Below are 25,200 nucleotides of genomic sequence, written 5' to 3'. Positions count from 1 at the left end.
TCAGTGGGGCCGCTCCTTCTTACGCACCGGTATTTGGTCGATGAGCGCGAAAATTTCATTCGGAGTAACGACATCGTTCGAACTGAACCTGATCGTGCCGTCCTTGCCGACAAGCTTGAGGGCGAAGAAGCCGTCGGTGATATCGAGGTCGGCGCGGATAGCGTAACAGTTGAGATCGTATTCCGGTCCGAACAGCGCTTTGACGTCGTTGTGCCGAACTTCCAATACGATAATATCGCGGTCGCGCAGGCCTTCGGCTTCGGAAAGCAGCATGTTCGCCTGCCGAGTTGCTTCGATATGGGCATCGTCGGGAAAGATGACCAGCACCCTGTAGCGCCATTCGAAGTCGGCGAGACTCATGCCGCCCTGCTGCGGATCGACATCGATACCGAACACATCGCCCGACAATGATTTCAACATCGCCTTTATCCCTGTTCCATTGATCGCATGGGCAGGAAACCTGACATCCGTCTTTTGGTTCCGATTTTCCATCCGGATAAGGAGAACGAAGATTGCGGCGGACCCGCTCATTGCACCAGGATCGCCCGGAAGTCATTGACATTCGTACCGGTCGGGCCAGGCTTGAATATGTCGCCGATCGCATCGAAAGCGGTCCACGCATCGTTGCGGTCCAGGAGCGCTGCTCCATCTTCACCCGCCGAAGCCAACCGCGAGATGCTCGACCCGTCGGCAAAGGCGCCGGCATTGTCTTCCGATCCGTCGATGCCGTCGGTGTCGGCTGCGAGTGCGGAGATGCCTTCGGCGCCGTCGATGCCAAGTGCGAGCGACAGCAGGAATTCGGTATTGCGCCCACCCCTGCCCTTGCCCCGGATCGTCACCGTTGTCTCGCCGCCGGAGAGGATCAGCACAGGCTTGCGGAATGGCCGGTTGCGGCCGGCCACCTCGCGGGCGATCGCCGCATGGATGCGGCCGACTTCGCGCGCCTCGCCTTCCATCGCATCGGAGAGAATGACCGCCTCGATGCCTGAAGCACGAGCCTGCTCGGCTGCTGCGTCCAATGAAACGGCGGCGGATGCGACAAGCCGGACATCGTTACGCTGAAACTTGGTATCGGATGGGTCGGGTGCAGCGGAGGCCTCGCTGCGGATGAAGGCCATGACCTTTTCCGGCGGATCGAGACGGTGACGTTTGATCAGGCGCAGGGCGTCGTCGCGAGTGCTCGCGTCTGCAATAGTCGGTCCTGAGGCCACCAGCGCCGGGTCGTCGCCGGGAATGTCCGAGACAACGAGGGAAACGACCTTCGCCGGAAAGGCCGCCGCCGCCAGCCGGCCTCCCTTGATGCCGGACACATGCTTGCGGATCGCGTTCATGGCGCTGATCGGTGCGCCCGAAGCCAATAGCGCCCGATTGACGGCGATCTCGTCGTCGAGCGTCAGGTCGCCCGCCGGCAAGGGCAAAAGAGCCGAGCCGCCACCGCAGATCAGCGCCACGACGAGATCGTCCTCCGTCAGACCGCTGACTTCTTTCAGCAATCGACGGGAGGCCGCGAGGCCGTTCTCGTCCGGCAGCGGATGCGAGGCCTCCAGTACCTCGATCCGCTTGCAGGGCGCGGCATAGCCGTAACGCGTGACGATCGCGCCGCTCAGCGGCCCGTCCCAGAGCCTTTCGAACGCCTGCGCCATCTGGGCCGCGCCCTTGCCCGCACCGATGACCACGGTACGGCCCTTCGGTTTTTGCGGCAGGTTGGCGGCCAGCACCTTTTCTGGATCGGCGGCAGCGACGGCCGTATGAAACAGAGCCTCCAGAAAGGCCTTGGGGTCGGCGATCACGGCCATGCTTCTTGTCCTCGCTTCATGAAAGAATGGGCGGTTGCCTCCCCGCAACCGCCCGCCGGATCGTCAGGCGACCACGTGGTTGGCCATGCGCTCCAGCGCCTTGACGAGACCGGAATGGTCGAGACCGCTGTCGCCATTGGCGGCGCAGTTGTTGAACAGTTCCTGCGTCGCCGCCGTGTTCGGCAGCGAGATGCCCAGCGACTTCGCACCCTGCAGCGCGAGGTTCAGGTCCTTCTGGTGCAGCGAAATGCGGAAGCCCGGATCGAAGGTGCGCTTGATCATCCGGTCGCCATGCACTTCGAGGATGCGCGACGAGGCAAAGCCGCCCATCAGCGCTTCGCGAACCCGCGCCGGATCGGCGCCAGCCTTTGACGCGAACACCAGCGCCTCGGAAACCGCCTCGATCGTCAGCGCGACGATGATCTGGTTGGCGACCTTGGTGACCTGGCCATCGCCGCAATCGCCGACGAGCGTGATGTTCTTGCCCATCAGCTTGAACAGCGGAAGCGCACGGTCGAAGCTGCCTTCGGTGCCGCCCGCCATGATCGACAGCGAGGCGTTCTTCGCACCGACTTCGCCGCCCGAGACCGGAGCGTCCATGTATTCGGCGCCCGTTTCGCGAACCGCCTTGGCGAATTCCTTGGTGTCGATCGGCGAGATCGAGCTCATGTCGATGACCAGCTTGCCCGTGGACAGGCCGGACGCAACGCCGTTTTCACTGAACAGGACATCCTTCACATCCGGCGTGTCCGGCAGCATCAGGATAGTGATGTCGACCTTTTCCGCCAGCGCCTTCGGTGTTTCGGCAAACTGCAGGCCGTTGTCGAGCAGTTCCTGCTTCGGTGCGATGTGGAATTTCGAGGTAACGACGGTGTGGCCGGCATCCTGCAGGTGGCGCGCCATCGGCGTGCCCATGATACCCAGTCCGATAAAGCCGATTGTGGCCATGATGCTTAACTCCTGATCTTGATGATGTCTGCGCTACGCGCGCTTCGGGCGCTGGCAAGCCATCCCAGCCCTTCGGATGTCGTGGTGCGCGGCTTGTATTCGCAGCCGATCCAGCCGTCGTATCCGGCCGCGTCCAGCGCCTCGAAGACGAAGGGATAGTTGATCTCTCCGGTGCCCGGTTCGTTGCGTCCGGGATTGTCGGCCAACTGGATATGGGCAATCCGCGCCTGGTGCTTGCGGAAAGTTCCGATCAGTTCGCCCTCGGTCCGCTGCTGGTGATAGAGGTCATACTGGATAAACAGGTTGTCGCTGCCGACTTCGGCGATGATCGAGGCCGCCTGTTCCACCGTGTTGAGGTAGAAGCCGGGAATATCGAAGCGGTTGATCGGCTCGATCAGCAGACGGATGCCATGCTTGCCCAATTCTGTCGCCGCCAGCTTCAGGTTGGCGACGAAGGTGGCGCGCAGCACGCTGTCGGAAACGCCGACCGGCGCGATGCCGGAGAGGCAATTGACCTGCGTGCAGCCGAGCGTGGTGGCGTAATCGATGGCGGATGCCACGCCACGGCGGAATTCGTCAACCCGGTCCGGCAGGATGGCAATGCCGCGCTCGCCGCCGGCCCAGTTCCCGGCCGGCAGGTTGTGCAGGACCTGCGTCAGCCCGTTGACCTCCAGCGCCGCCTTCAGCGCTTTCGCGTCGAACTCGTAGGGAAAGAGATATTCGACGGCGTCAAAGCCCGCCTTGGCGGCCAGCGTGAACCGGTCGAGAAAAGGCGCTTCGTTGAAGAGCATGGTCAGATTTGCCGCAAATTTGGGCATGGAATGTCCTCCTTGTTCTGGCTCAATCGATGAGCGCCATGATCGCCGTCGGGGCATCCTCGCCGCGTTCGGCCAGTTCCTCGAATTCGACCACCGCATTGATATCCGCACCCATGGAAATATTGGTGACACGCTCGAGGATGAACTCGATGACAACAGGCACCCGGTGCTCGTTCATCAGGTCCTTAGCCCTCGAAAACGCCTCCTGGAACTCGTTCGGACTCCTGACCCGGATCGCCTTGCAGCCGAGCCCTTCGGCTACGGCCACGTGATCGACGCCGTAGCCCTTCTCCGCATCGCCCGACGCGTTGATATTGTCGAAGCCGAGGCTCACCTCGAAATCCATGGCAAAGCCGCGCTGCGCCTGGCGGATGAGACCGAGATAGGAATTGTTCACGACCACATGCAGGTAGGGCAGCTTGTGCTGGGCGCCGACCGCCAGTTCCTCGACCATGAACTGGAAGTCATAGTCGCCCGACAGTGCCACGATCGGACGGTCCGGATCGGCGGCGCGCACGCCCAGTGCCGCCGGCAGCGTCCAGCCGAGCGGGCCGGCCTGGCCGCAATTGATCCAGTTGCGGGGCTTGTAGACATGCAGGAACTGCGCGCCGGCGATCTGGCTGAGCCCGATGGTCGAGACATAGCAGGTGTCGCGGCCGAACGCCTTGTTCATCTCTTCGTAGACACGTTGGGGCTTCAGCGGCGTCTGGTCGAAATGGGTTTTGCGAAGCATGGTTCGCTTGCGTTCGCGGCATTCCTCCGCCCAGCCCGACCAGTCCCGCAATTTTCCCGCCGTTTTCCATTCCGTCGCGATATCGAGGAACAGCTTCAGCGCGGCGCCCGCATCCGAGACAATACCGAAATCCGGGGCGAAGACGCGGCCGATCTGGGTCGGCTCGATATCGACATGAACGAATTTCCGGCCCTCGGTATAGGTCGGGACATTGCCGGTATGGCGGTTGGCCCAGCGGTTGCCGACGCCGAGCACGAAATCGGAAGCAAGCAGGTTGGCATTGCCGTAGCGATGCGAGGTCTGCAGCCCGCACATGCCGGCCATCAGCGGATGATCGTCGGGGATCGTGCCCCAGCCCATCAGCGTCGGGATGACAGGGATACCGGTGATTTCGGCGAATTCTGTCAGGAGATCGGATGCATCCGCATTGATGATACCGCCGCCGGCGACGATCAACGGACGCTCCGCCGCGTTCAGCATGGCGATCGCCTTTTCGGCCTGCGCCCGCGTCGCGGATGGCTTGTAGGGATCGAGCGAGGCATAGGTGTCGATATCGAACTCGATTTCGGCCAGCTGGACATCGACCGGCAGGTCGATCAGCACCGGACCGGGGCGGCCCGAGCGCATCAGGTGAAACGCCTTCTGGAAGACGAACGGCACCAGCGCCGGCTCCATGACGGTGACGGCCCATTTGGTCAGCGGCCCGGCGATCTTGGCGATATCGACCGCCTGGAAATCCTCCTTGTCCAGCCTTGCGCGCGGCGCCTGGCCGGTGATGCAGAGGATCGGGATCGAATCCGCCTGAGCCGAATAGAGCCCGGTGATCATGTCGGTGCCGGCCGGCCCGGACGTGCCGATGCAGACGCCGATATTGCCATGCTCGGCGCGGGTATAACCCTCGGCCATATGGGACGCGCCCTCGACATGCCGCGCCAGGATGTGCCGCACCGAACCGCGCGCTTTCAGCGCCGAGTAAAAGGGATTGATCGCCGCGCCCGGAACTCCGAAGGCGCAATCGACACCTTCCCTCTCCAGAACCAGAACCGCCGCATCGACCGCGCGCATTTTCGCCATGACTTGATCCTCCATCGTCGTGAGGATCAGGGTAGATCAAATTTCCGGCCGCGCAATTTTTAAATGGAAATCATTCTCATCATGTGGAAATAAACATTTTCAAGGAATCGGAGGCAATCGGATAAAGTGCGTGTGATAAATGCATTGAGATTTCAGGGATTGCCCCTCACCCTGGCCCTCTCCCCGCAGGCGGGGAGAGGGGACGACAGCGCTTGCCGCAAATTTCCCATGTAACAATGCACAGGTGACCAAGGTGCGGCAGATCCCTTCTCCCCGCCAGCGGGGAGAAGGTGCCCGACAGGGCGGATGAGGGGGTGCCGCTACCTTCCTAATATCCCTTAAATCCAAACGGAACCACCATGCCCGACCACCCACTTAAACAGGAAACCCAGCGCCCCAAGCGCGGCCGCAAGGCAGGAGAAAATGCCGTCCCCTCCTCCGTCCAGGTCCTCGATCGCAGCCTGACGCTGCTCGATCTCATTGCGTCGTCTGATGGCGCAGTCCTGACCGAGCTTGCCGACCAGTCCGGCATGGCGCCATCCACGGTCCACCGCCTACTGACCTCGCTTGCCGGCCATGGCATGGTGACGCATGACGCGGAGACCGGTGCCTGGACGATCGGGCTGAAGGCCTTCGAGATCGGCAATGCCTTCCTGCGCTTCCGCAAGCTCGGCGCGATCAGCCGCCCCTTCCTCAAGCAATTGATGGAACGGTCCGGCGAAACCGCCAATATCGGCATCGAGGATGGCGGCGATGTCGTGTTCATCTCGCAGGTCGAAAGCCATGCACCGATGCGCGCCTTTTTCCGTCCCGGGCGCCGTGGTCCCATTCACGCCTCGGGCATCGGCAAGGCCACCCTCTCGACCTGGCCGGACGGCGACATCGAGCGCCTCTTGTCGCCGCGCCCGCTTGCCCGTTTCACGGAGAAGACCCGCGACAGCCTGCCGAAGCTGATGGTCGACCTTGCAATCATCCGCACACGCGGCTGGTCGATCGACGACGAGGAGCACACACTCGGCATGCGCTGCCTCGCCGCCCCGATCTTCAACGAATATGGCGAAGCGATCGCCGGAATTTCGATTTCGGGACCAGCGGTCAGGTTGCCGGATGCGGTCCTTGCGGAACTCGGCCCGGTCGTGCGGGCCGCAGCCGATGGGCTGACGCGGGCAATGGGTGGGCGGGTGTGAAGCGGTAAGACCAAATTGCGTTGAGGGTGTTCTGGGATCAATCAAAACGCGCATTTTCCTCGTGAACTTATTGAAATATGCGTCGCCAAACGGTAAAGGTTCGGTAGGGGACAATCAATAGTAGTTAATAGCGTCTCTTCGTACGACGCAATGGGCGGAGGAGAATGGCGATAGCGCCCACACAAGGCAGTGTTCCACAATTAGTGGCGCTTGACGCCATGTTCTGCGGAGCAGCCAACTTTGGAAGTGAAGACACGAACGAAGGCTGCTTTTGCGGCGACGCAGGCACTTTTGTGATCAAAAAAAACAACGTTCATCCTGCCCTGCCGCACTGCGAATGGTTTTGCTCTTCGCTTGCAATCGCAGTTGGAGTTCCACAGGTGCCATTCAGTGTCATCCGCCATCCAGATGGAAATTATTGGTTTGGATCACAGTGGATGAATGGAAAGACCAAAGATTGGTGGAACTTCGCTGCGCAGGGTAATATCAATTTTGGGTCGCTTTCAGAAGACCTTTCTCGAATCTACGCTTTCGATCTGTTTATTCACAACGTTGATCGACACGCAAATAACTTTATGATCGTCCCAGAAGGTAACGGCCATAAAGTGTATTCATTCGATTACTCAAGGTCATGGCTCGTCAATGGTTTTCCGCCGCCTGCGCCGATGACAAACCCGATGCTTGCAACGGTGAATGTCAGAAATTGGTTGAAAGCGAATTTTGGAGATTACATCGACATCAATGTCGCCGAACAAGTTTTAACCAGCATTGAAGCGATAGATGCCACAAGAGTCCAACTCATCATCGGTAGCCACCCGAAGGATTGGTTGACCCAGCAAGAGGAGGATGCGATCATAGATTGGTGGAGCAGTGGTATGGCGTCGGCAAGGGTGGCAGCGATCAAGACTGGTTTGAATGATGGCACACTCATATAAATTCTCAATTATACAGGCACGCCCGAATCCCATGAGAGGGGAGCGGGTAAACGTGGGCGTTATTGCGGTGGGACCTGACGGGATTGACGTACGTCTGACAGAAATTCGTAAGCTCGTTCACCTTACTGGCTACAAATGGGAAGAGATTGCGCAGGCTTACAAAGACATGGCATTGAAGACTGCGATCTCAGATTTGGAGGCGCTCTATGGTCGTGATGATCACAGTAGCCGTCCCCTTCAAAGCGAGGTCTTCGTGCTGGGCAAACCCGGTGATATACGTGCCAGAACGTCAGAGGAATATGATGCTGCGATCCGGAAGATTTTGTCTGTGTTCGTAGACAAGCCGGCGCTTAGCCGGAAAGAAAAACAGCAAAAGATCAACACAGAAATATCGACAATGTTACGTCAGGTCGGCGTTCTCGGAGAGCGTGGGCAGACGTTGGAAGACGGGAAAGTGATCCCAAAATTCGTGGTATCTGAAGAGAAAGAAATAGTCGCTGATTTCGCCTACAAGACCAATGGGCTGAAGGTTGTTTCAACACTCGAACTTCGCGGGATTACGACAAATGCACACGGCAAGGCTTGCGAAAAAGGCGCGACCCTGTATTTCGCGAAACAGCGATTTGGCGAGCAAGTGAAGCCATTAGGAGTGTACGCTGTCTCCCCTGAAGAAGCGAGTGTTCATAAGGGTGAGATAGAGATTTTGACCAGCTTCGCTGAGGGCAATGTCTTTAATTGGTCGGACCCAAAAGACCGGCAGAAATTTAAAGCTGCGCTTTATTGATTGGCGCGGCTTTCTGGATATCCTTCTTATATTCTCTAATTTTTCAGGGTAGGGTCCCCGTTCTAACTTAACGCCCTCTCACCCCCGCGCCACCCAGTCGTGCCAGTCGTTCTCGCTGCCGTGGAAGACATTGAGGTCGATCCGGCCCTCCACCCCATGCGAGAGACCGGAGCCGGAATATTGCCAGAACAGCCATTTGCGGCCCGGGTAGATCTTCGACGGATGAGCGGCGACGGAGCGCAGCCAGAAGGGGTGGTTCTTGAATTCGCCGGTCAGGTTGTCGCGGTAGAAGTCCGGCGCCGTGTAGATCACCGGTCGCTTGCCGTAATGACGCTCCAGCTTGTCCATGAACACCTGCATCTTCTCGAGCGTCTTGGCCCGCGACAGGCGGAAGCGGCAGCTGGATTCGCTGTTATATTCAACGTCGATCACCGGCGGCAGCGCGTCGGGGTCACGCGGCACGTTGCGGATGAACCAGTCGGCCTGCTCGCCGGCGGTGCGGCACCAGTAGAAGAAGTGATAGGCGCCGCGCCTCAGTCCGGCATCCTTGGCGCGCTTCCAGTTCTTCCTGAACATCGGATCGAGATGGTCACCGCCGTCGGTCGCCTTGATATAGGCGAAGTTGGCACCCTGCGTGCGCAACTTGGCCCAGTCGATCTCGCCCTGCCAGCGGGAAATGTCGACGCCGTGCACGGCCATTTTCCTGGGTGAAGCCTTGCCGAAATTGATCGGATGCGCGTCGCGGAACTGGCGGCTGTAAATCTGCGCGCGTCCACGGCGGGTACGCGGTTCCGCTTCCGGATTATCGGGCATCATCAACGCGACCGGCCGTTCGGCCGGAACGGTCATGGCCTCGGTGGTCATGGATTCGAACGCCTGTGGCTGCGGTACCTGGCCCGCCCAGGCCAGTTGTTCCGGGTGGCTTTCAGCCGCGGCGATGATCGCTCCGACATCATTGACCGGCACGGGGCCTTTCGCGACCGAGCTCGTGACTTCCTTCGAGGGCAGCCCGGCGGACAGGCTGTCCGGCCCGGAATTGGAGGTGCAGCCGGCAAGGGCAATACCGCCAATAAGAAGTGCTGAAAGAACCGATAAACGCATTGGAACCCGTACGCAAAACAGAACCGGGCGAACCGCGCCCTCCACTGCCTTCAATTGCTAACGGAAAATTACCAACAAATGCTGAATCCGAATGAATTCGGCAAGCGTTGCGCAAAAACGACGATCGCGGCCGGGGCCGCCTAGCTGTCCTTTCGACAGACGTCCGTCGTCGCTCACTCAAGGGACCTGATATTCTCTGGAACGGTATATTCCCTGCCGTCATAGGTCAAAAGCAGGGTCGTTTTCTTCGGCCCATTGCGCTGTTCCACACATTCGCCGTTCGCCGCCACGCTCGCCACCGTCGTCGAGGATGTCTCCGACACCAGAATATCCGCATAACCGTGGTGGACGGTCGGTTGCATCGAGAGCGTCCGGCTGCTTTCGTCGAATGTTCCGGCGCAATTCGTGTCCCATTCGCCGTGATTGTCGCTGACCGTGATGCCGGATAGCACGGATGTCAGCTTGCCATCCGCGATCGTGTAGAGCGAAAGACCGACCTCCCCGAACGGATTGGGCCCCGAACTGCCATGCTGGAAGATGCGCAGCCCGAAGGCGATCTGCTTGGGCGAAAGCCGGTAGCGGGCCGTATCGAAGGCAAGCCGGGTGATCCGCACCGCATCATCCGTCATGCGGCCGGCGAGAAAGAGCCGCTGCCTGACACCGAGACTGTCAGCGTCGAGCACCAGCAGTTCCAGATCCCCCGCATTGCCATCATCCGACTGCCCGCCGATCAACGGCACGGCAACCAGCATCAGCTCCGGATAAGCCGGCCAGACTCGGCAAATCACCGCATGCGGATCGTCCTCGACGGCACCCTCTGCCGGCAGCGTGATCGCCAGCTCCTTGACTTTGAAGGTCGTGTCCGAGGCCTTCACCGCATCGGGATAGGCCCGCTGCACAACGGCGGCCGCCTGCCCGTTACATCCGTCATCCGCGAATGACAGATTTGTGCTCGACAGGAAGGCTGCAGCGAGCAGAACGGTGGTTTTTATGGCGCGAAGGGTCATTCGGGGAAGGTGGCACAAGGGGGGTGAAATGACAAATGGTGGAATGCCTATGCCTCGCCGGAAGCCGGTCGTTTTCGATGCGGAACATTTTGACGATCAAATCGGCAAGCCGGCCGAAGATCACACTTGGGAATGCGCTGGCCGAACTGCCGAAATGTGGCCTACTCTTGCGCCTTGAATCCGGCTGCGTCATTCCAATCCCATTGTCACCCATTGACGAGGGCTTCTTTTCTCACAATAGGGTCAGGCCGAAGAACGTGGTAAGCGCCAATCAGACAGCAACAGGAGCATAACAGTGAACGATCCGACCGTAGCAGATGCAACGAAACGTATTTATGAATCGCTTCAGGCGGACAATGCTGACATCGACGCGCATATCGTAACGCTCAAGGCAGCGTTGGCGCGGGCAGGTTTGAAAGAGGCCGTCTTCGATCCGGCGAAACTCGTGCAGAACAATCGTTCCGGCCGCAAGCTGATGCAGGCCTACTTCCGGCAGCGCGGCGTGACGGTGAAATTCTCGGCTTCGTGAGAACCGTCATCTATATCCGGCAGGCATGTCGGATATAGATGTTTCGGCTATCCTTGGCAATATCACGACCAGGAGGGTGCCCCATATGCGATAGCCCTGCCCTTGTGGAAAAGGGTCAGAACCTCACGCCGTTTCCAGCGCTCGCTTCACACCCGTCGCCGATTTCCGCCCCTTCATCGCCTTGCCGGCGACATAGACCTGCGCCACGCAGCGGTCGTCGCCCATGGTCTGGAGGATGAACAATTCGTCGGTCAGGGATTTCGCCGTGCGCATCCGAAGTTCCATCGCCGATTTACCGCTGGAATCGAGCACGACGATATCGGCGTCGGCGCCCACATGCAGTGAGCCGATGCGGTCCTGAAGTCCAAGTGCTCGGGCATTGCCCATCGTCATCCGGTAGAACGAGTTGAGCGGCGACAGGCGCTGGCCCTGCAGGTGCAGAACCTTGTAGGCCTCGTCCATCGTTTCCAGCATCGAGAAGCTGGTGCCTGCCCCAACATCGGTCGCCACCGACCAGCGGGCGCCGAGCCTGTCGAACCGGTCGCGGTCGAACAGGCCGGAGCCGAGGAAGAGGTTTGAGGTCGGGCAGAAGACCCCGACCGCGCCGGTCTCTGCCAGCACCGAAATCTCGCGGTCGCTGAGATAGATGCAGTGTCCGAGCAGCGTCTTGTCGGTCAAAAGATCATAGCGGGCATAGATGTCTGTGTAGTCCTTGGCATCCGGATAGAGCGACGTGGCAAAGGCGATCTCGTCCTTGTTTTCCGACAGATGCGTCTGCACGTAGCAATCGCGATGCTCGGCGACCAGCGCTTTGGCCATCTCCATCTGCTCGGGCGTCGAGGTGATGGCAAAGCGCGGGCTGATCGCGTAATGCGCTCGCCCACGGCCATGCCATTTGCCGATCAGCCGCTTGGTCTCGTCATAGCCCTTCTGCGGCGTGTCGCGCAGCGCGTCCGGCGCATTGCGGTCCATCATCACCTTGCCGCCGACCATCAGCATGCCGCGCTGTTCCGCCGCCGTGAAATAAGCGTCGACGCTTTGCGGATGCACCGAGCAATAGGCGACCGCCGTCGTCGTGCCGTTGGAGAGAAGCTCGTCCATGAAACGTCCGGCGATGAAGGCTGCATGTTCCGGCTCGGCGAATTTCTGTTCCTCGACGAAGATATAGGTGTTCAGCCATTCGAGCAGCTGCGCGCCATAGGAGGCGATCGCCTGCGTCTGCGGGAAATGCAGATGCGTATCGATCAGTCCAGGCAGGATGAGATGCGGCCGATGATCGGCCACTTCGACGCCGGCGCCGGCGGCCTTGCTCACCTCGGCATAGTCGCCGACGGCTGAGATCTTGCCACCCCGCACCAGAACCGCGCCATCGTCCACGGTCAGATAGGATGCGGTATCATCGATCCCCTTGGGTTCGTCGACAAACGTCAGCACGCGGCCACGGATCAGGAGTTCGCTCATTGGGTTTTTCCTCCATTCACAACTGTCTCGTACCAGGCGACCAGAAGCTTGCGCTCGTCGTCGGTCACGGCCGTCACATTGGCCGGCGGCATGGCGTGGCTGCGCCCGGCCTGCAGATAGATTTCCCGCGCGTGGGCGGCGATCTCGGCGTCGGTTTCTAGCGCCACCCCCTTGGGCGGCTTGATCATGCCCTCCCAGCCGGGCTCCTTGGCATGACACATCGAACAGCGACCGAGGATCGTGTCGCGCACCTTGGGAAAGGCTTCCGCCGTCACGAACGGCTGCTGCGCGGCCGAGACCTGTTCCGGTTCGCCGGTGAGGATTTTCGGCACCGTCGAGAGCCACATGATGACGATGAACAAAAGCACCGTTGCCAGCCAGGTCCAGGTCGGGTTGCCGGCATTGGCGTGTCGGGTGTTGAAATAATGCCGGATGGTCACGCCCATCAGGAAGACCAGCGAAGCGATGATCCAGTTGAACTGGGTGCCGAAGGCCAGAGGATAGTGGTTCGACAGCATCAGGAACAGGACGGGTAGCGTCAGGTAATTGTTGTGTGTCGAGCGTTGCTTGGCGATCCGGCCGTATTTCGCATCCGGCGTGCGGCCTGCGATCAGGTCGGCGACGACAATGCGCTGGTTCGGCATGATGATGAAGAACACGTTGGCCGACATGATCGTCGCGGTAAAGGCGCCCAGATGCAGGAAGGCGGCGCGTCCGGTGAACAGCTGCGTGTAACCCCAGGCAACCGCGACCAGGATGAAGTACAGCGCCACCATCAGTCGCGTGTTGTCATTGCCGAACGGTGATTTGCAGATCAGGTCGTAGACGATCCAGCCGAAAGCCAGAGAGGCGAGCGAAATGCCGATGGCGACGGGCTTGGAGACGTCGAGTACATTGGGGTCGATCAGGTAGAGATCGGCGCCTGCATAATAAACCAGACACAGCATGCCGAAGCCGGAGAGCCAGGTGACATAGCTTTCCCATTTGAACCAGATCAGGTGTTCCGGCATGTTGGCGGGCGCCACCAGGTATTTCTGGATATGGTAGAAGCCGCCGCCATGCACCTGCCACTCCTCACCATAGGCGCCGGCAGGAAGGTCCGGGTGCTTGCGCAGGCCGAGATCGAGCGCGACGAAATAGAAGGACGAGCCGATCCAGGCGATGGCGGTGATGACATGGAGCCAGCGGACGGCGAAGGTCAACCAGTCCCAGGCAATGGCGTATTCATACATAAGGGCCTCCCTGTTTGGGAGACTTCTGCCACCACGCGATACCATCCGAAATGCCGGCTAATCCCGAACACTTTCAAAAAAATCTATAAGATCACCCCCGCTGTGGTTGGGTCTCGCCTGTGGTAGAAGAAGAGCATGTCCTATCTCGATAATATCCGCGTCTTCGTCCGGGTCGTCGAACTCGGTACCCTCTCCTCCGCCGGCCGCGACCAGCGGGTGACCCCGGCCGTTGCCAGCAACCGCATCAAGGAGCTGGAACGGCATCTCGGCGTGCGCCTGTTCAACCGCACCACACGCAAGCTCTCGCCCACCGAGCACGGACGGGTGTTCTATCAGGGGGCGGTGAAGATCATCGAGGCGGTGAACGAGGCGGAAAGCGCCATCGCCGACCTCTCACACAATCCGAAGGGGTCGCTCCGGATCACCGCGCCGCTCGGCATCGGCCGTCGCCTGATCGCGTCCGGCATTCCCGAGTTTCACGACAAATATCCGGATATCGAGGTGCGTCTGCGCCTCTCCGACCACAATGTCGATATCTTGAGCGAGGGCGTCGATGTGGCCTTCAAGTTGGGCGTGCTCGAGGATTCCAACCTGCGCATGCGCGGCATCCTCAACTGTCAGCGCGTCGTCTGCGCCGCGCCCTCCTATCTGGAGAAACGCGGCACGCCGGAAACGCCCGACGCCCTGATCGACGCGCGGCACGACTGCCTGCTCCTGCGCTATCCCGGTTCGAAGGAATATTACTGGACGCTGCAGACGCCGGACGGCACCCGCAAGCTGGAGATCGGCGGTCCCTACGATTCCGACGATGGCGATGTGCTGACCCAATGGGCGCTCGAAGGCCGGGGCATCATCAACAAGCCTTTGTTCGAGGTGAAAAGCTATCTGAACGAGGGCACGTTGGTCGAGATCCTGAAGGACAATCCCCCCGCCAGCGTCCAACTCGCGGCGATCTATCCGCACAAACGCTTCCAGGACCCGAAGGTCCGGCTGATGATCGATTTCATGGCGGAGCGCTGTCAGCGGATGATTGGTAAGATGCTGGAGTGAGAAAATCGCTCGATTGAATTCGGCTTGGAAAATAGTATATTTTATAGGGAATGTACTAGATGGAGATGGCGATGCCTTATGCTCTCATGACCAGCGCCGACTTCAATCAGAATCCCAGCAAGGCAAAGAAGGCCGCAAACGAAGGCCCGCTCGTCATTACCGAGCACGGCGAAGCAAGCTATGTGCTTGTTCGATACAGCGATTTCGAAAACAACTGGAAGAAATCCAAAAGCCTGTATGACGCTTTATATCATAAGAACTCGAAGTTCGATGATGACTTCACCCCTGAACGATTGAGCTTCGAGGGGCGGGACATCGAATTCTGATGACCTTTCTGTTCGACACCGATGTGCTTTCTGCTTCTCGCCGGCCTCATCTGCAGGCCATCGAGTACCAGAAATTTCTCCGGACGTTCGATATCGGCACAACGTATATTTCAACGATTTCAATCATGGAAATCGAGTTTGGCATACAGCGCGAACGCGGCCGCAATCCTGCTTTCGCAACCGATCTGACCGATTGGTTGACGACAGTTATCATTCCGGAGTTCGACGATAGGATTTTGTCATTCGAAAGGCATGCTGCGTCGATTGCCGGTCGATTGCCAACGCCTCATAAGAAACCGAATGCTGACGCTATGATCGCCGCAACAGCCCTTGCCAATGACCTGGTCATCGTGACGCGCAATCTCTCGGACTTTCAGCCACTCGGCGTGACATGCCTCAATCCCTGGCATCAAGCTTAGGATCGATAGAAGACATCAGCCCTCAGCAGCAAATACATGTTGCCGTTTCTGCGCACCTATCAGCGCAGCCGTCATGATCTCGGCTGCCGCCAGCGCCGCGATGACCGCTGGGCGCTTGTCCTTCACCGCGGTGCCGCCGATCGGGCATATCAGGCGGTCGAAGAGGTCGGTGCGGCCGATTTCGCGGGACATCCAGTTCTTGAAAGTCGCGCGTTTCGTCTTCGAGCCGATCATGCCGACATAGGCGGCATCCTCGCGGCGGAGTGCTTCCGCGGTGATCAGAAAATCGAGCGCGTGATCATGGGTCAGGACGACGAAGGCACTGCCGGCCGGCGCATCGCGGACCAGAGCTTCCGGCATCGCCGCCAGGCAGGTCTCGATGCCGGCGATACTGGTCGCGGAAAGCTCGTCCTCGCGGGTATCGACCAGCACGATGCGCAGCGGCACCAGCGAAAGCGCCATCGCCAAGGCGTCGCCGACATGCCCGGCGCCGAAGATATAGACATGCGGACGCGACGCCATTTCGCGGTCGCAGCGGGCAATGAGCTGCGTGGAGAGATCGGTATTCATGGCGGTGAAGGCAAGACCGACGCGTCCGCCGCAGCATTGGCCGATTTCCGGGCCGAGCGGCACGTTCATCGGCTGTGCCGGCAAGCCCTGCCGCAGGCTGCGGCGGGCATGGTCGATGGCCATGTATTCCAGCTGGCCGCCACCAATCGTGCCGAAGATGTATTCGGCCGCCACCAGCATCCAGGCATCAGTATCGCGCGGCGTCGAGCCAGCGGTGCCCGTCACCTCGACGAGCACGCAGTCCGGCTCGCGGTGCAGGAAGTCCCTGATGTCCTCGCGTCTGGCGGCCATGCCGATCACCCATTCCTTGCGGCGCGGCGCATCCGCTCGATGGCGAGCAAAACCCGCTCCGGCGTTGCCGGTGCATCGATGCGCGGTGAGATACGATAGCCTGCAACGCTCGCCGCCGCCATCGAGATTGCCTCCAGAACCGAGATCGGCAGCATGAACGGCGGTTCGCCGACCGCCTTGGATCGGCGGATTGTCTCCTCGCGGTTGACAGACCATTCGGCCAGCTTGACGTTGAAGATACGCGGCCGGTCGGAGGCGAGCGGGATCTTGTAGGTGGAGGGTGCATGGGTGCGCAGCCGGCCCTTGGCATCCCACCAGAGCTCCTCGGTTGTCAGCCAGCCCATGCCCTGAACGAAGGCGCCTTCGACCTGGCCGATATCCAGCGCCGGGTTGAGTGACTTGCCGACATCGTGCAGCACATCGGTGCGATCCACCTGATATTCGCCAGTCAGCGTGTCGATGCTGACCTCGGAGCAGGAGGCGCCATAGGCATAATAGAAGAAGGGGCGCCCCCGGCCCTCCGAGCGGTTCCAGTGGATTTTCGGTGTCTTGTAGAAACCGGCCGCCGAAAGCTGGATGCGCGATCCGTAGGCGATCTTGATGAAGTCCGAAAAGGCGATGCGCTCGGCGCCGACGCGGATCGTGTTCGGTTCGAAGGCAACATCCGTCTCGCTGACGCCCCAGCGCTCGGCGGCAAAGGTCACCAGCCGCGCCTTGATCTGCTGGGCGGCATTGGCGGCGGCCATGCCGTTGAGGTCGGAGCCGGAGGAGGCCGCGGTCGCCGAGGTGTTCGGCACCTTGCCGGTCGTGGTCGCCGTCACCTTGATCCGGTCGAGGTCGACCTGGAATTCATCGGCCACCACCTGCGCGACCTTGGTGTAGAGCCCCTGCCCCATCTCGGTGCCGCCGTGATTGAGATGGATCGAGCCATCGGCATAGACATGCACCAGCGCGCCGGCCTGGTTGTACTCTGTCTTGGTGAAGGAGATGCCGAATTTCACCGGCGTCAGCGCGATGCCGCGCTTGATGACGCTGCTCTTGCGGTTGAACGCCAGCACCGCTTCGCGCCGCGCGGCGTAATCGCAGGAGGTTTCCAGTTCGTCGATAATACGGCCGATAATGTTGTCCTCGACGGTCTGGTGATAGGGCGTCAGGTTACGCCCCTCGCCGCCGTAGAAATTCAGCTTGCGAATTTCCAACGGATCCTTGCCGAGCGCATAGGCCACCTCTTCGATCATCCGCTCGCCGCCGACCATGCCCTGTGGTCCACCGAAACCGCGGAAGGCGGTGTTCGAAACGGTGTTGGTCTTCAGCGGCCGCGAGCGCAGCCGGACATGCGGATAGAAATAGCAATTGTCGGCATGAAACAGCGCGCGGTCGGTCACCGGGCCGGAGAGATCGGCGGAGAAGCCGCAGCGGGCAGAGAAGGTCGCATCGACGGCCTCAATCCGGCCATCATCATCGAAGCCTATCTTATAGCCGACATGGAAGTCATGCCGCTTGCCGGTCGCCGTCATGTCGTCGTCACGATCCGGGCGGATCTTCACCGCGCAGCGATATTTCTTCGCCGCAAGCGCTGCGACGGCGGCAAACAGGTTCGCCTGCGTTTCCTTGCCGCCGAAGGCCCCGCCCATGCGGCGCACATTGATGGTGACGGCATTGGAGGCGACGCCGAGCACCTGGCCGACCATGTGCTGGGTTTCACTGGGATGCTGGGTCGAGGAGTAAAGCGTGATCTCGTCGTCCTCGCCGGGAATGGCGAAGGAGATATGGCCCTCAAGGTAGAAATGATCCTGCCCGCCGATGCGCATCTCGCCTTCGAGGATGTTCCTGGCCCTGGCAAAACCGGCGGTAATGTCGCCACGCTCGAGCTTCAACGGATCGATGACCAGCGGGTAATTGGCGGCGGCCGCTTCCAGGACATCGGTGACATGCGGCAGGTCCTGATACTCGATCTTGACCTTGGCGGCGGCGCGCCGGGCGGCATCGCGAGTTTCGGCGATCACGGCGAAGATCGGCTGGCCGTGGAATTCGACCTTGTCGGTGGCAAAGACCGGATCGTCATGCTTGTGCGCCGGGCTGACATCGTTTTCGCCGGTGATGTCATCGGCCGTGAGGATGCCGAGAACGCCGGGAGCGGACTTCACCGCTTCGAAGTCGATCGATACAATTCGGGCATGGGCGCGCTGCGACAGGCCGAGATAGGCGTGCAGCGTGCCGGCGGGCTCGGGAATATCGTCGATATATTCAGCTGTCCCGGTCACATGCTTGTGGCCGGATTCATGGCGCTCGTTTTCGTGGACGCCGCCGCGGATGCGGTCGATGGGCTGCATGACGTTCATGATCTTCTCCTCACACAGCTTGCCTGATCGTGCGGTCGAGCCGCACCGGTTCTTCGCCCCGTGTTTCCAGATGGAAACGGCGCAGAAGGTTCTTTGCCACCAGCAGCCGGTAATCAGCGGATGCGCGCCAATCGGTCAGCGGCGTATAATCCTTGCCGAGCGCCTCTATGGCAGCCTCGGTGCTTGCCTCGGTCCAGGCGGTGCCGGTCAGTGCTGCTTCTGCATGGGAGGCCCGCTTCGGTGTGCCGGCCATGCCACCATAGGCGATGATGGCTTCGTTGACCGTGCCGCTTCCATCCAAAGTCACACGGAAAGCCCCGCAGACGGCGGAGATATCCTCGTCCAGCCGCTTGGTGATCTTGTAGACGGCGTAAAGCGCATTTTCGGGCAGGAACGGAATGCGCACGGCCTCCACGAATTCGCCGGGCTGACGATCCTGCCTGCCATATTCGATGAAGAAATCTTCTAGCAGCACAGTGCGTTGCACCTTGCCGAGACGCAGGACGACGGATGCGCCGAGCGCGATCAAGGCCGGCGGCGTGTCGCCGATCGGCGAACCGTTGGCGATGTTGCCGCCGATCGTGCCCATGTTGCGCACCTGTTGGCCGCCGATGCGGTTCCAGAGTTCGGTGAGTTGGGGGAAATGTTTCGAGATCAGTGGGAAGGATTCGGTGTAGCTGACGCCCGCGCCGAAGATAATACCACTTTCATCGACGGTGATGCGGCGCAGTTCATCGAGATGACTGAGATGGACGACGGGCGCGATATCGCGCATGAACTTCGTCACCCACAGGCCGACATCGGTCGATCCGGCGACGATACGGGCTTTCGGCTCCGCCGCATAGATGTCGGCCAGATCATCGACCGAGGCCGGCAGCAGGAAGCGCTCGGAGCCTTCGCCGATCTCGACGCGCTTGCCATCTTTCAGGCTCTCCAGCTTTCCGATGATCGTGGCACGTTCCGCGACCAGCGGATCGCGGTCGAGATTGCCGATGACCGATACGGCTTCGGCGGCGCGGATGATGGCCGCATAGCCGGTGCAGCGACAGAGATTGCCCTGCAGCGCCTTTTCGATCTGGGCGACAGACGGCTTCGGATTTTCCATCCACAGGCCATAGAGCGACATGACGAAACCCGGCGTGCAGAAGCCACATTGCGAGGCATGGGTCTCGACCATCGCCTGCTGTACCGGATGCAAAGGGCCGCCGGGCACCGCAAGCGAATCCACCGTAACGATATGGCAGCCATCGAGCGAGCCGACGAACCGGATGCATGCATTGACGCTCTCATATTTCAGCCGGCCATCCAGTAGCCGACCGACGAGCACGGTGCAGGCGCCGCAATCGCCCTCGGCGCAGCCTTCCTTGGTGCCGCGCAGATTGCGGTCCAGCCGCAGGAAATCGAGCAGGGTCTGGACCGCCGAAACGGCCGAAAGCTGGACTAGGCGATGATTGAGCAGGAAGCGGATGGAACGGCGTATCTGGACTGTCATGGCTCAGCTCCCGCGATAGGTGGAATAACTGTAGGGCGAAAGCAGTAGCGGCACGTGGTAATGGGCCGATGCATCTGCGATGCCGAAGCGGATGGGGATGATGTCGAGGAACGGAACGCTGCCGGTCGTATGGCCGAGATAGTCGCCGGCGTGGAAGCGCAGTTCGTAGATCCCGGGCTTCATCGTGTCGCCACCCAGCAAAGGCGCATCGCAGCGGCCATCGTCATTGGTTCGGGTTGAACCGATCTGATCGGCCCGGTCGCCTTCAATGCGGAAGAGGTCGATGCGCAGGTTCTCGGCCGGTTTACCAAGCGCCGTGTCCAGCACATGGGTTGTCAGCCGCCCGGCTGTTCCTGATTGCATGCGATTCACCTCCCGAAGACTGCATTCGTGCAGCCACTATCGGGCAGTCCACTTCCCTGCGGTAGCGGGTGGATCGTTCGAGACTTTCAAATTTTTGAGGGGGAATGGCGCGCGCGTTTTCGGTTAGAAATCGGTCAATCACATATCTGGGAGGACTGACTTCATGAGATATCCCCGCGATCTGCAGGGCTACGGCGCCGTGACGCCCCATGCCACCTGGCCGGACGGCGCCCGTATCGCCGTCCAGTTCGTCGTCAACTACGAGGAGGGTGGCGAAAATTGCGTGCTCCACGACGACGTCGCATCAGAAGCTTTCCTGTCGGAGATCGTCGGCGCCAGCGCATGGCCCGGCCAGCGCCACTGGAACATGGAATCGATTTATGAATACGGTGCCCGCGCCGGGTTCTGGCGGCTGCACCGGTTGCTGACCGAGCGGAATATTCCGGTCACCGTCTATGGTGTGGCGACGGCGCTCCAGCGTTCGCCGCAGCAAGTGGCGGCGATGCAGTCGGCAGGCTGGGAAATTGCGTCGCACGGGCTGAAATGGGTCGAGCACAAGGACATGGACCCGACCGAAGAGCGCAAGCAGATCGCTGAAGCGATCCAGTTGCACACGGTCGTTACCGGCGAGCGGCCGCGCGGCTGGTATACAGGGCGCTGTTCGGAAAACACCGTCGATCTGGTGACCGAGGAAGGCGGCTTCGCCTATGTTTCCGACAGCTATGCCGACGACCTGCCCTACTGGCATGAGCATGGCGCCAAACATCAACTCGTCATCCCCTATACGCTCGATACCAACGACATGCGTTTTGCCACGACGCAGGGCTTCAACAGCGGCGACCAGTTCTTCAGCTATCTGAAAGACACGTTCGACGTGCTCTATGCCGAAGGGGCGCAAGGTGCACCGAAGATGATGAATATCGGCCTGCACTGCCGGCTCGCCGGGCGGCCGGGACGCGCGGCGGCGCTGATGCGGTTCATCGATTATGTGAAGTGCCACGACAAGGTCTGGCTCGCGCGGCGTATCGATATAGCCGAGCACTGGGCAAAGGCATTTCCTTATCTGCCGAATGCAGACCGCCCTACGCGTCTTTCGGAAGAGGTTTTCGTTGCCCGCTTTGGCGGTGTTTTCGAGCATTCCGACTGGATCGCCAAGCGCGCCTTTGCCGGCGAACTGGGGGCTGCCAACGATACGGCGATCGGCCTGCACGCGGCGCTGTCGGCGGTGTTTCGTGCCGCGAGCGAAGCGGAGCGGCTGGCCGTGTTGAACGCCCATCCGGATCTGGCGGGTAAACTGGCGCAGGCCAAACGGCTGACCGAAAGCTCGACCAACGAACAGGCTTCCGCCGGGCTCGATGCACTGACGGATGGCGAACGCGAGGAGTTCAACATCCTCAACGGCCGCTACGTCAAGACTTTCGGGTTTCCCTTCATCATCGCCGTGCGCGGGCTTGGCAAGGCGGACATTGTGGCGGCCTTCAAGCGGCGGATCGGCAATGACTGGCAGACGGAATTCTCGACGGCCTGCCGGCAGGTCGAGCGGATCGCCCTGCTGCGCCTGACAGACATGCTGCCGAACTGAGAGGACGACGATGAAGACGATCGATATCCAGCCCCTGACCCGTGATGCTTTCGCGCCGTTCGGCGAGGTGCTCGAAACCGAAGGTGCGCCGAACTTTCCCATCAATGCCGGCAAATGCGTTCGCTACCACGATCTGGCAAAGATCGAAACGACCGGGGAAAAGGCGAGGCCGATGATCAGCCTGCTGCGCGGCGAACCTTATCCGCTGCCGTTGGAACTCGGCATGGTCGAGCGCCATCCCCTCGGCAGCCAGGCCTTCATTCCCCTGAGCGAGCATCCCTTCCTCGTCGTCGTGGCGACGGAGACGCCGAATGGACCCGGCGAGCCGATCGCGTTCAGGACTGCCCCTGGACAGGGCGTCAATATCGGCCGCAACATCTGGCACGGCATCCTGACGCCGCTCGACGGCATCTCCGATTTCGCCGTCGTCGATCGCGGCGGCGAGGGCGTCAATCTGGAAGAGCATTTTTATGAGATGCCGTTCCTGATCCGGTGAGCGTACTTTTCGTTGCGGTTGCAGCTGTTCTACCAAGCTCAGTATTCCGGGCTGAAAAGTGGAATCACAATCTTTGGGGTTCCACGCTCAAATATCCAGTCGCCCGCGAGGCACTCAAACGTGTCATCTCGCAGATAGAACAAATAGTGTCTGCCGCCCTTGCCGGGATAAGGTGGCACCTGCCAATCGTCAGGTTGCATCCTAAGAGTATTTTCACCGATCAGCTCATAAAATTGACCCCATTTGGGAGCCAGCTTGCTGTATCGGCATTGTCCTCGATACCAGCCCTCGTCGTTTGTCAGGCCAAAACGCCATAGCTTGCATCCTTCAAACGTAAGATATCCCACCTCGCCCTCGTCGGCCTGATAAGCCCATGGATTGAGCAGAAATCGAAGTTGTACCATCGAACCGGAGGTTCCGATTTCCGCAAATGGCGCGTTTGGTTCAGCGTTCCAGTCTTTGTTGAGTCGGACGAAACTAAGGGATGCTGCAGGCATGATTATAACCGTCGAAATGCAAAAGCTGCTTGTTGTGCGCAAATGAAACGTACGAGATCAAAACGTCTTCGGCCAACAATAATTCAACGATAGCCTCTCAGGTTACAATTCATTTTCATGTTCTGGTGCTCACATTGATCGAGCGGTCTTCGACCAGTGGTCCAAAACGGAAAGGTCGGGCCGCAAGATATGCGGCCCGACCTTTGCTAATCCGGGAAGCATCGAAAAACGGCGATCGTTACCCGTCGTGCCTCTTCATTCACTCCGCGAAGAACGCGAAGCGGATGACGAACAGCGCTGCGACGATCAGGGTGGCCGGATGGATGGCGCGCCATTTGCCGGTGCAGGCCTTGAGGATCACATAGCTGATGAAGCCGAAGGCGAGGCCGTTGGCGATCGAGTAGGTGAAGGGCATGGCAAGGGCGGTGAGTGCTGCCGGGGCAGCCTCCGTCAGGTCTTCCCAGTCTACTTCCGTCAGTTCGCGCATCATCAGGCCCGCGACATAAAGTAGTGCCGGGGCTGTCGCATAGGTCGGCACGGAGCCGGCAAGCGGCGAGATGAACAGCGAGGCGAGGAAGAGGACGGCGATGACGAGCGCCGTCAGGCCCGTGCGGCCGCCGGCCTGCACCCCGGAGGCGCTTTCCACATAGGCGGTGGTGCTGCTGGTGCCCATCAGGGAGCCTGCGACGATGGCTGTGCTGTCGGCGAGAAGCGCGCGGCCGAGACGGCTCGGCTTGCCTTCCTGGATCAGGTTCGCCCGCTTGGCGACACCGATCAGCGTTCCAGTGGCGTCGAAGACTTCGACCAGAACGAAGACCAGGATGACATGGATGAGGCCGCCATGCAGGGCGCCGACGATGTCGAGCTGCAGGAAAGTCGGCGCCATGCTCGGCGGCATCGAGACGATGCCCTGGAACTGGCTGACACCTGTAATCCATGACAGCACTGTCACGGCCAGGATGCCAATCAGGATCGCGCCGCGCACCCGAAGCGCATCCAGCACGGCGATGACGAAGAAGCCGAAGATCGCCAGCAGAGGCCCGGTCTCCTTGAGGCTGCCAAGCCCGACCAGCGTTGCCGGATTGTCGACGACGATGCCGGCATTCTTCAGCGCGATAATGCCGAGGAACAGGCCGATACCGGTAGCGATGGCGCTGCGCAGCGAATGCGGAATACCCTGGATCAGCCAGCTGCGGATGCCCGTCACCGTCAGGAACACGAAGATCAGGCCCGAGATGAAGACGGCACCCAGCGCCTGCTGCCAGGTGAAGCCGAGGGCGGCGACGACGGTGAAGGCGAAGAAGGCGTTGAGCCCCATGCCCGGCGCCATGCCGATCGGCCAGTTGGCGACTAGCGCCATGACGATCGAGCCGAGGGCCGCAGCGAGACAGGTCGCCACGAAGATCGCGTCTCGATCCATGCCGGTGGTCGACAGGATGTCCGGATTGACGAAGATGATGTACGACATCGTCAGGAATGTCGTCAGGCCCGCGATCAGCTCGGTGCGGATCGTGGTATTGTGCTCAGTCAGCTTGAAGAGCCGTTCAAACATAGTTCCTCCCTTGGCCAGGATCTCCGATCCCGGCAAACGCCATGGCCGCCCCGCCTTACTCCTCCGGTCGCGGCCTTCATTTACCGATTTTCAAGCCATCTCGACTTGCCGGGGCCTCTGCCCGATCAGGAACCGGCTCCCTTTGCGGGAGCCGGACACGCCTCATTCACGGTTTCATGATTGTGCGTTTTCGCGCCGCGGATCGCTAGTCGTCCATTTCAACGCCCAAAACGAAAGACTTTCAAATTTTTCGGAGAATAATTTGGGGAGCAATCCAGGCCGCGCCAAAGCAAAACAGTCGCTGGAAATTTGCCGGTTCGATGCCGAGAGCTTTCCGAAACGGAGTCAGCCGGCCACTCGCCTGGCCGTCATCTTGTGAGCATTCGCGGCAAAGTCAAGCCGACTTGAAAAGGTCCCAGAATCGAAAAAGCCTGCCGCGGGAGGAGGTGCGGCAGGCTTTCGAATAGAACCGAACGGCAACTGGGAGGAGGAGTGTTGCCATTCCGCAAGTACCCTCTGGGAGGAGGAGTGAAGGCACTTACAATATCGAAGCTTTGCGGGAGGAGGTGCATTGCTTCAATAATTTGACTATATATTGATTACGCTTAAATCATA

General features: G+C 60.3%; 24 protein-coding genes. 9 read left to right on the top strand and 15 right to left on the bottom strand.

Annotated features, from left to right (window positions below; all coding sequences use genetic code 11):
• The 5 genes from ACST81_RS24650 to gcl form a co-directional block, all read right to left on the bottom strand.
• A complete protein-coding gene (locus ACST81_RS24650; RefSeq protein ID WP_438754126.1) occupies positions 1 to 420 on the bottom strand; it encodes a DUF4174 domain-containing protein in 420 nt (139 codons plus the stop codon).
• A 107-nt stretch (positions 421 to 527) separates the two neighbouring features.
• A complete protein-coding gene (locus tag ACST81_RS24645) occupies positions 528 to 1,796 on the bottom strand; it encodes a glycerate kinase type-2 family protein (RefSeq protein WP_438754124.1) in 1,269 nt (422 codons plus the stop codon).
• 63 nt (positions 1,797 to 1,859) lie between these two features.
• Positions 1,860 to 2,744 carry a 2-hydroxy-3-oxopropionate reductase gene (locus ACST81_RS24640; protein WP_438754122.1) on the bottom strand — a complete coding sequence of 295 codons (885 nt, stop codon included), beginning with the start codon at positions 2,742 to 2,744 and terminating at the stop codon, positions 1,860 to 1,862.
• A 5-nt stretch (positions 2,745 to 2,749) separates the two neighbouring features.
• Positions 2,750 to 3,562 carry a hydroxypyruvate isomerase gene (hyi, locus tag ACST81_RS24635; protein ID WP_438754121.1) on the bottom strand — a complete coding sequence of 271 codons (813 nt, stop codon included), beginning with the start codon at positions 3,560 to 3,562 and terminating at the stop codon, positions 2,750 to 2,752.
• A 22-nt stretch (positions 3,563 to 3,584) separates the two neighbouring features.
• Complete coding sequence (gcl, locus tag ACST81_RS24630; protein ID WP_438754119.1) at positions 3,585 to 5,369, bottom strand: glyoxylate carboligase; 1,785 nt, start codon at positions 5,367 to 5,369, stop codon at positions 3,585 to 3,587.
• Positions 5,370 to 5,728: 359 nt separating this feature from the next.
• On the opposite strand from gcl, the gene ACST81_RS24625 reads away from it, so the two are divergent.
• The 3 genes from ACST81_RS24625 to ACST81_RS24615 all read left to right on the top strand — a co-directional run bounded on the left by ACST81_RS24625 (position 5,729) and on the right by ACST81_RS24615 (position 8,275).
• Positions 5,729 to 6,556 carry an IclR family transcriptional regulator gene (locus tag ACST81_RS24625; RefSeq protein ID WP_438754118.1) on the top strand — a complete coding sequence of 276 codons (828 nt, stop codon included), beginning with the start codon at positions 5,729 to 5,731 and terminating at the stop codon, positions 6,554 to 6,556.
• Positions 6,557 to 6,720: 164 nt separating this feature from the next.
• The gene (locus tag ACST81_RS24620) at positions 6,721 to 7,491 is read left to right on the top strand and encodes a HipA family kinase (protein ID WP_438754116.1); all 771 of its coding nucleotides are present in this window, start codon (positions 6,721 to 6,723) and stop codon (positions 7,489 to 7,491) included.
• A 52-nt stretch (positions 7,492 to 7,543) separates the two neighbouring features.
• Positions 7,544 to 8,275 carry a hypothetical protein gene (locus ACST81_RS24615; protein WP_438754114.1) on the top strand — a complete coding sequence of 244 codons (732 nt, stop codon included), beginning with the start codon at positions 7,544 to 7,546 and terminating at the stop codon, positions 8,273 to 8,275.
• 78 nt (positions 8,276 to 8,353) lie between these two features.
• Here the strand turns inward: ACST81_RS24615 and ACST81_RS24610 are convergent, their stop codons facing one another.
• Both ACST81_RS24610 and ACST81_RS24605 read right to left on the bottom strand, forming a co-directional pair.
• On the bottom strand, positions 8,354 to 9,376 hold the full coding sequence (locus tag ACST81_RS24610) for a glycoside hydrolase family 25 protein (protein WP_438754112.1): 1,023 nt from the start codon (positions 9,374 to 9,376) through the stop codon (positions 8,354 to 8,356).
• Positions 9,377 to 9,549: 173 nt separating this feature from the next.
• The gene (locus ACST81_RS24605) at positions 9,550 to 10,383 is read right to left on the bottom strand and encodes a hypothetical protein (protein ID WP_438754110.1); all 834 of its coding nucleotides are present in this window, start codon (positions 10,381 to 10,383) and stop codon (positions 9,550 to 9,552) included.
• 295 nt (positions 10,384 to 10,678) lie between these two features.
• Between ACST81_RS24605 and ACST81_RS24600 the strand changes: the two genes are divergently transcribed.
• Positions 10,679 to 10,912: a hypothetical protein gene (locus ACST81_RS24600; protein ID WP_438754108.1), complete on the top strand. Its 234-nt coding sequence runs from the start codon at positions 10,679 to 10,681 to the stop codon at positions 10,910 to 10,912.
• Between the two features lie 123 nt (positions 10,913 to 11,035).
• On the opposite strand, the gene guaD is transcribed toward ACST81_RS24600, so the two are convergent.
• Together guaD and ACST81_RS24590 are read right to left on the bottom strand one after the other, a co-directional pair.
• Positions 11,036 to 12,373: a guanine deaminase gene (gene guaD, locus ACST81_RS24595; RefSeq protein ID WP_438754106.1), complete on the bottom strand. Its 1,338-nt coding sequence runs from the start codon at positions 12,371 to 12,373 to the stop codon at positions 11,036 to 11,038.
• On the bottom strand, positions 12,370 to 13,605 hold the full coding sequence (locus ACST81_RS24590) for a urate hydroxylase PuuD (protein WP_438754104.1): 1,236 nt from the start codon (positions 13,603 to 13,605) through the stop codon (positions 12,370 to 12,372). The genes guaD and ACST81_RS24590 overlap by 4 nt, the downstream gene beginning before the upstream one ends.
• Positions 13,606 to 13,740: 135 nt before the next feature.
• On the opposite strand from ACST81_RS24590, the gene ACST81_RS24585 reads away from it, so the two are divergent.
• The 3 genes from ACST81_RS24585 to ACST81_RS24575 are packed head-to-tail and all read left to right on the top strand — an operon-like array spanning position 13,741 to position 15,400.
• On the top strand, positions 13,741 to 14,655 hold the full coding sequence (locus ACST81_RS24585; protein ID WP_438754103.1) for a LysR family transcriptional regulator: 915 nt from the start codon (positions 13,741 to 13,743) through the stop codon (positions 14,653 to 14,655).
• A gap of 59 nt (positions 14,656 to 14,714) precedes the next feature.
• Positions 14,715 to 14,981, top strand: coding sequence for a type II toxin-antitoxin system Phd/YefM family antitoxin (locus tag ACST81_RS24580; RefSeq protein WP_438754101.1), 267 nt, complete (start codon positions 14,715 to 14,717; stop codon positions 14,979 to 14,981).
• On the top strand, positions 14,981 to 15,400 hold the full coding sequence (locus tag ACST81_RS24575; RefSeq protein ID WP_438754099.1) for a type II toxin-antitoxin system VapC family toxin: 420 nt from the start codon (positions 14,981 to 14,983) through the stop codon (positions 15,398 to 15,400). Before ACST81_RS24580 ends, ACST81_RS24575 begins: the two co-directional genes overlap by 1 nt.
• 15 nt (positions 15,401 to 15,415) lie before the next feature.
• Here the strand turns inward: ACST81_RS24575 and xdhC are convergent, their stop codons facing one another.
• The 4 genes from xdhC to uraH are packed head-to-tail and all read right to left on the bottom strand — an operon-like array spanning position 15,416 to position 20,458.
• Entirely contained in the window at positions 15,416 to 16,261 is an 846-nt protein-coding gene (xdhC, locus tag ACST81_RS24570; protein ID WP_438754097.1) for a xanthine dehydrogenase accessory protein XdhC, read from the bottom strand.
• Between the two features lie 5 nt (positions 16,262 to 16,266).
• Positions 16,267 to 18,603 carry a xanthine dehydrogenase molybdopterin binding subunit gene (gene xdhB / locus ACST81_RS24565; RefSeq protein ID WP_438754096.1) on the bottom strand — a complete coding sequence of 779 codons (2,337 nt, stop codon included), beginning with the start codon at positions 18,601 to 18,603 and terminating at the stop codon, positions 16,267 to 16,269.
• Positions 18,604 to 18,613: 10 nt separating this feature from the next.
• Positions 18,614 to 20,095 (bottom strand): xanthine dehydrogenase small subunit, encoded by a 1,482-nt coding sequence (gene xdhA / locus ACST81_RS24560; protein WP_438754094.1) that lies wholly within the window; start codon positions 20,093 to 20,095, stop codon positions 18,614 to 18,616.
• A gap of 3 nt (positions 20,096 to 20,098) precedes the next feature.
• The gene (uraH, locus tag ACST81_RS24555; protein ID WP_438754092.1) at positions 20,099 to 20,458 is read right to left on the bottom strand and encodes a hydroxyisourate hydrolase; all 360 of its coding nucleotides are present in this window, start codon (positions 20,456 to 20,458) and stop codon (positions 20,099 to 20,101) included.
• A gap of 163 nt (positions 20,459 to 20,621) precedes the next feature.
• Here uraH and puuE point away from each other — a divergent pair, with 163 nt between their 5' ends.
• Together puuE and ACST81_RS24545 are read left to right on the top strand one after the other, a co-directional pair.
• Positions 20,622 to 22,040 carry an allantoinase PuuE gene (puuE, locus tag ACST81_RS24550; protein ID WP_438754090.1) on the top strand — a complete coding sequence of 473 codons (1,419 nt, stop codon included), beginning with the start codon at positions 20,622 to 20,624 and terminating at the stop codon, positions 22,038 to 22,040.
• 10 nt (positions 22,041 to 22,050) lie between these two features.
• Positions 22,051 to 22,536: an ureidoglycolate lyase gene (locus ACST81_RS24545; RefSeq protein WP_438754088.1), complete on the top strand. Its 486-nt coding sequence runs from the start codon at positions 22,051 to 22,053 to the stop codon at positions 22,534 to 22,536.
• A 38-nt stretch (positions 22,537 to 22,574) separates the two neighbouring features.
• Here ACST81_RS24545 and ACST81_RS24540 read toward each other — a convergent pair whose 3' ends face one another.
• Together ACST81_RS24540 and ACST81_RS24535 are read right to left on the bottom strand one after the other, a co-directional pair.
• Positions 22,575 to 23,033: a hypothetical protein gene (locus ACST81_RS24540; RefSeq protein ID WP_438754087.1), complete on the bottom strand. Its 459-nt coding sequence runs from the start codon at positions 23,031 to 23,033 to the stop codon at positions 22,575 to 22,577.
• A gap of 259 nt (positions 23,034 to 23,292) precedes the next feature.
• On the bottom strand, positions 23,293 to 24,585 hold the full coding sequence (locus tag ACST81_RS24535) for an NCS2 family permease (protein ID WP_438754085.1): 1,293 nt from the start codon (positions 24,583 to 24,585) through the stop codon (positions 23,293 to 23,295).
• Positions 24,586 to 25,200 lie beyond the last annotated feature (615 nt).

The sequence above is a fragment of the Pararhizobium sp. O133 genome (assembly GCF_051669845.1).
Taxonomy (GTDB): Bacteria; Pseudomonadota; Alphaproteobacteria; order Rhizobiales; family Rhizobiaceae; genus Pararhizobium.
This window is presented reverse-complemented; position numbering and strand designations above follow the sequence as displayed.

Coding starts and splice junctions, on each gene's coding strand:
- ACST81_RS24650 (WP_438754126.1), bottom strand. CDS start 420: ATGTTGAAATCATTGTCGGGCGATGTGTTCGGTATCGATGTCGATCCG.
- ACST81_RS24645 (WP_438754124.1), bottom strand. CDS start 1,796: ATGGCCGTGATCGCCGACCCCAAGGCCTTTCTGGAGGCTCTGTTTCAT.
- ACST81_RS24640 (WP_438754122.1), bottom strand. CDS start 2,744: ATGGCCACAATCGGCTTTATCGGACTGGGTATCATGGGCACGCCGATG.
- hyi (WP_438754121.1), bottom strand. CDS start 3,562: ATGCCCAAATTTGCGGCAAATCTGACCATGCTCTTCAACGAAGCGCCT.
- gcl (WP_438754119.1), bottom strand. CDS start 5,369: ATGGCGAAAATGCGCGCGGTCGATGCGGCGGTTCTGGTTCTGGAGAGG.
- ACST81_RS24625 (WP_438754118.1), top strand. CDS start 5,729: ATGCCCGACCACCCACTTAAACAGGAAACCCAGCGCCCCAAGCGCGGC.
- ACST81_RS24620 (WP_438754116.1), top strand. CDS start 6,721: ATGGCGATAGCGCCCACACAAGGCAGTGTTCCACAATTAGTGGCGCTT.
- ACST81_RS24610 (WP_438754112.1), bottom strand. CDS start 9,376: ATGCGTTTATCGGTTCTTTCAGCACTTCTTATTGGCGGTATTGCCCTT.
- ACST81_RS24605 (WP_438754110.1), bottom strand. CDS start 10,383: ATGACCCTTCGCGCCATAAAAACCACCGTTCTGCTCGCTGCAGCCTTC.
- guaD (WP_438754106.1), bottom strand. CDS start 12,373: ATGAGCGAACTCCTGATCCGTGGCCGCGTGCTGACGTTTGTCGACGAA.
- ACST81_RS24590 (WP_438754104.1), bottom strand. CDS start 13,605: ATGTATGAATACGCCATTGCCTGGGACTGGTTGACCTTCGCCGTCCGC.
- ACST81_RS24585 (WP_438754103.1), top strand. CDS start 13,741: ATGTCCTATCTCGATAATATCCGCGTCTTCGTCCGGGTCGTCGAACTC.
- ACST81_RS24580 (WP_438754101.1), top strand. CDS start 14,715: ATGGAGATGGCGATGCCTTATGCTCTCATGACCAGCGCCGACTTCAAT.
- ACST81_RS24575 (WP_438754099.1), top strand. CDS start 14,981: ATGACCTTTCTGTTCGACACCGATGTGCTTTCTGCTTCTCGCCGGCCT.
- xdhC (WP_438754097.1), bottom strand. CDS start 16,261: ATGGCCGCCAGACGCGAGGACATCAGGGACTTCCTGCACCGCGAGCCG.
- xdhB (WP_438754096.1), bottom strand. CDS start 18,603: ATGAACGTCATGCAGCCCATCGACCGCATCCGCGGCGGCGTCCACGAA.
- xdhA (WP_438754094.1), bottom strand. CDS start 20,095: ATGACAGTCCAGATACGCCGTTCCATCCGCTTCCTGCTCAATCATCGC.
- uraH (WP_438754092.1), bottom strand. CDS start 20,458: ATGCAATCAGGAACAGCCGGGCGGCTGACAACCCATGTGCTGGACACG.
- puuE (WP_438754090.1), top strand. CDS start 20,622: ATGAGATATCCCCGCGATCTGCAGGGCTACGGCGCCGTGACGCCCCAT.
- ACST81_RS24545 (WP_438754088.1), top strand. CDS start 22,051: ATGAAGACGATCGATATCCAGCCCCTGACCCGTGATGCTTTCGCGCCG.
- ACST81_RS24540 (WP_438754087.1), bottom strand. CDS start 23,033: ATGCCTGCAGCATCCCTTAGTTTCGTCCGACTCAACAAAGACTGGAAC.
- ACST81_RS24535 (WP_438754085.1), bottom strand. CDS start 24,585: ATGTTTGAACGGCTCTTCAAGCTGACTGAGCACAATACCACGATCCGC.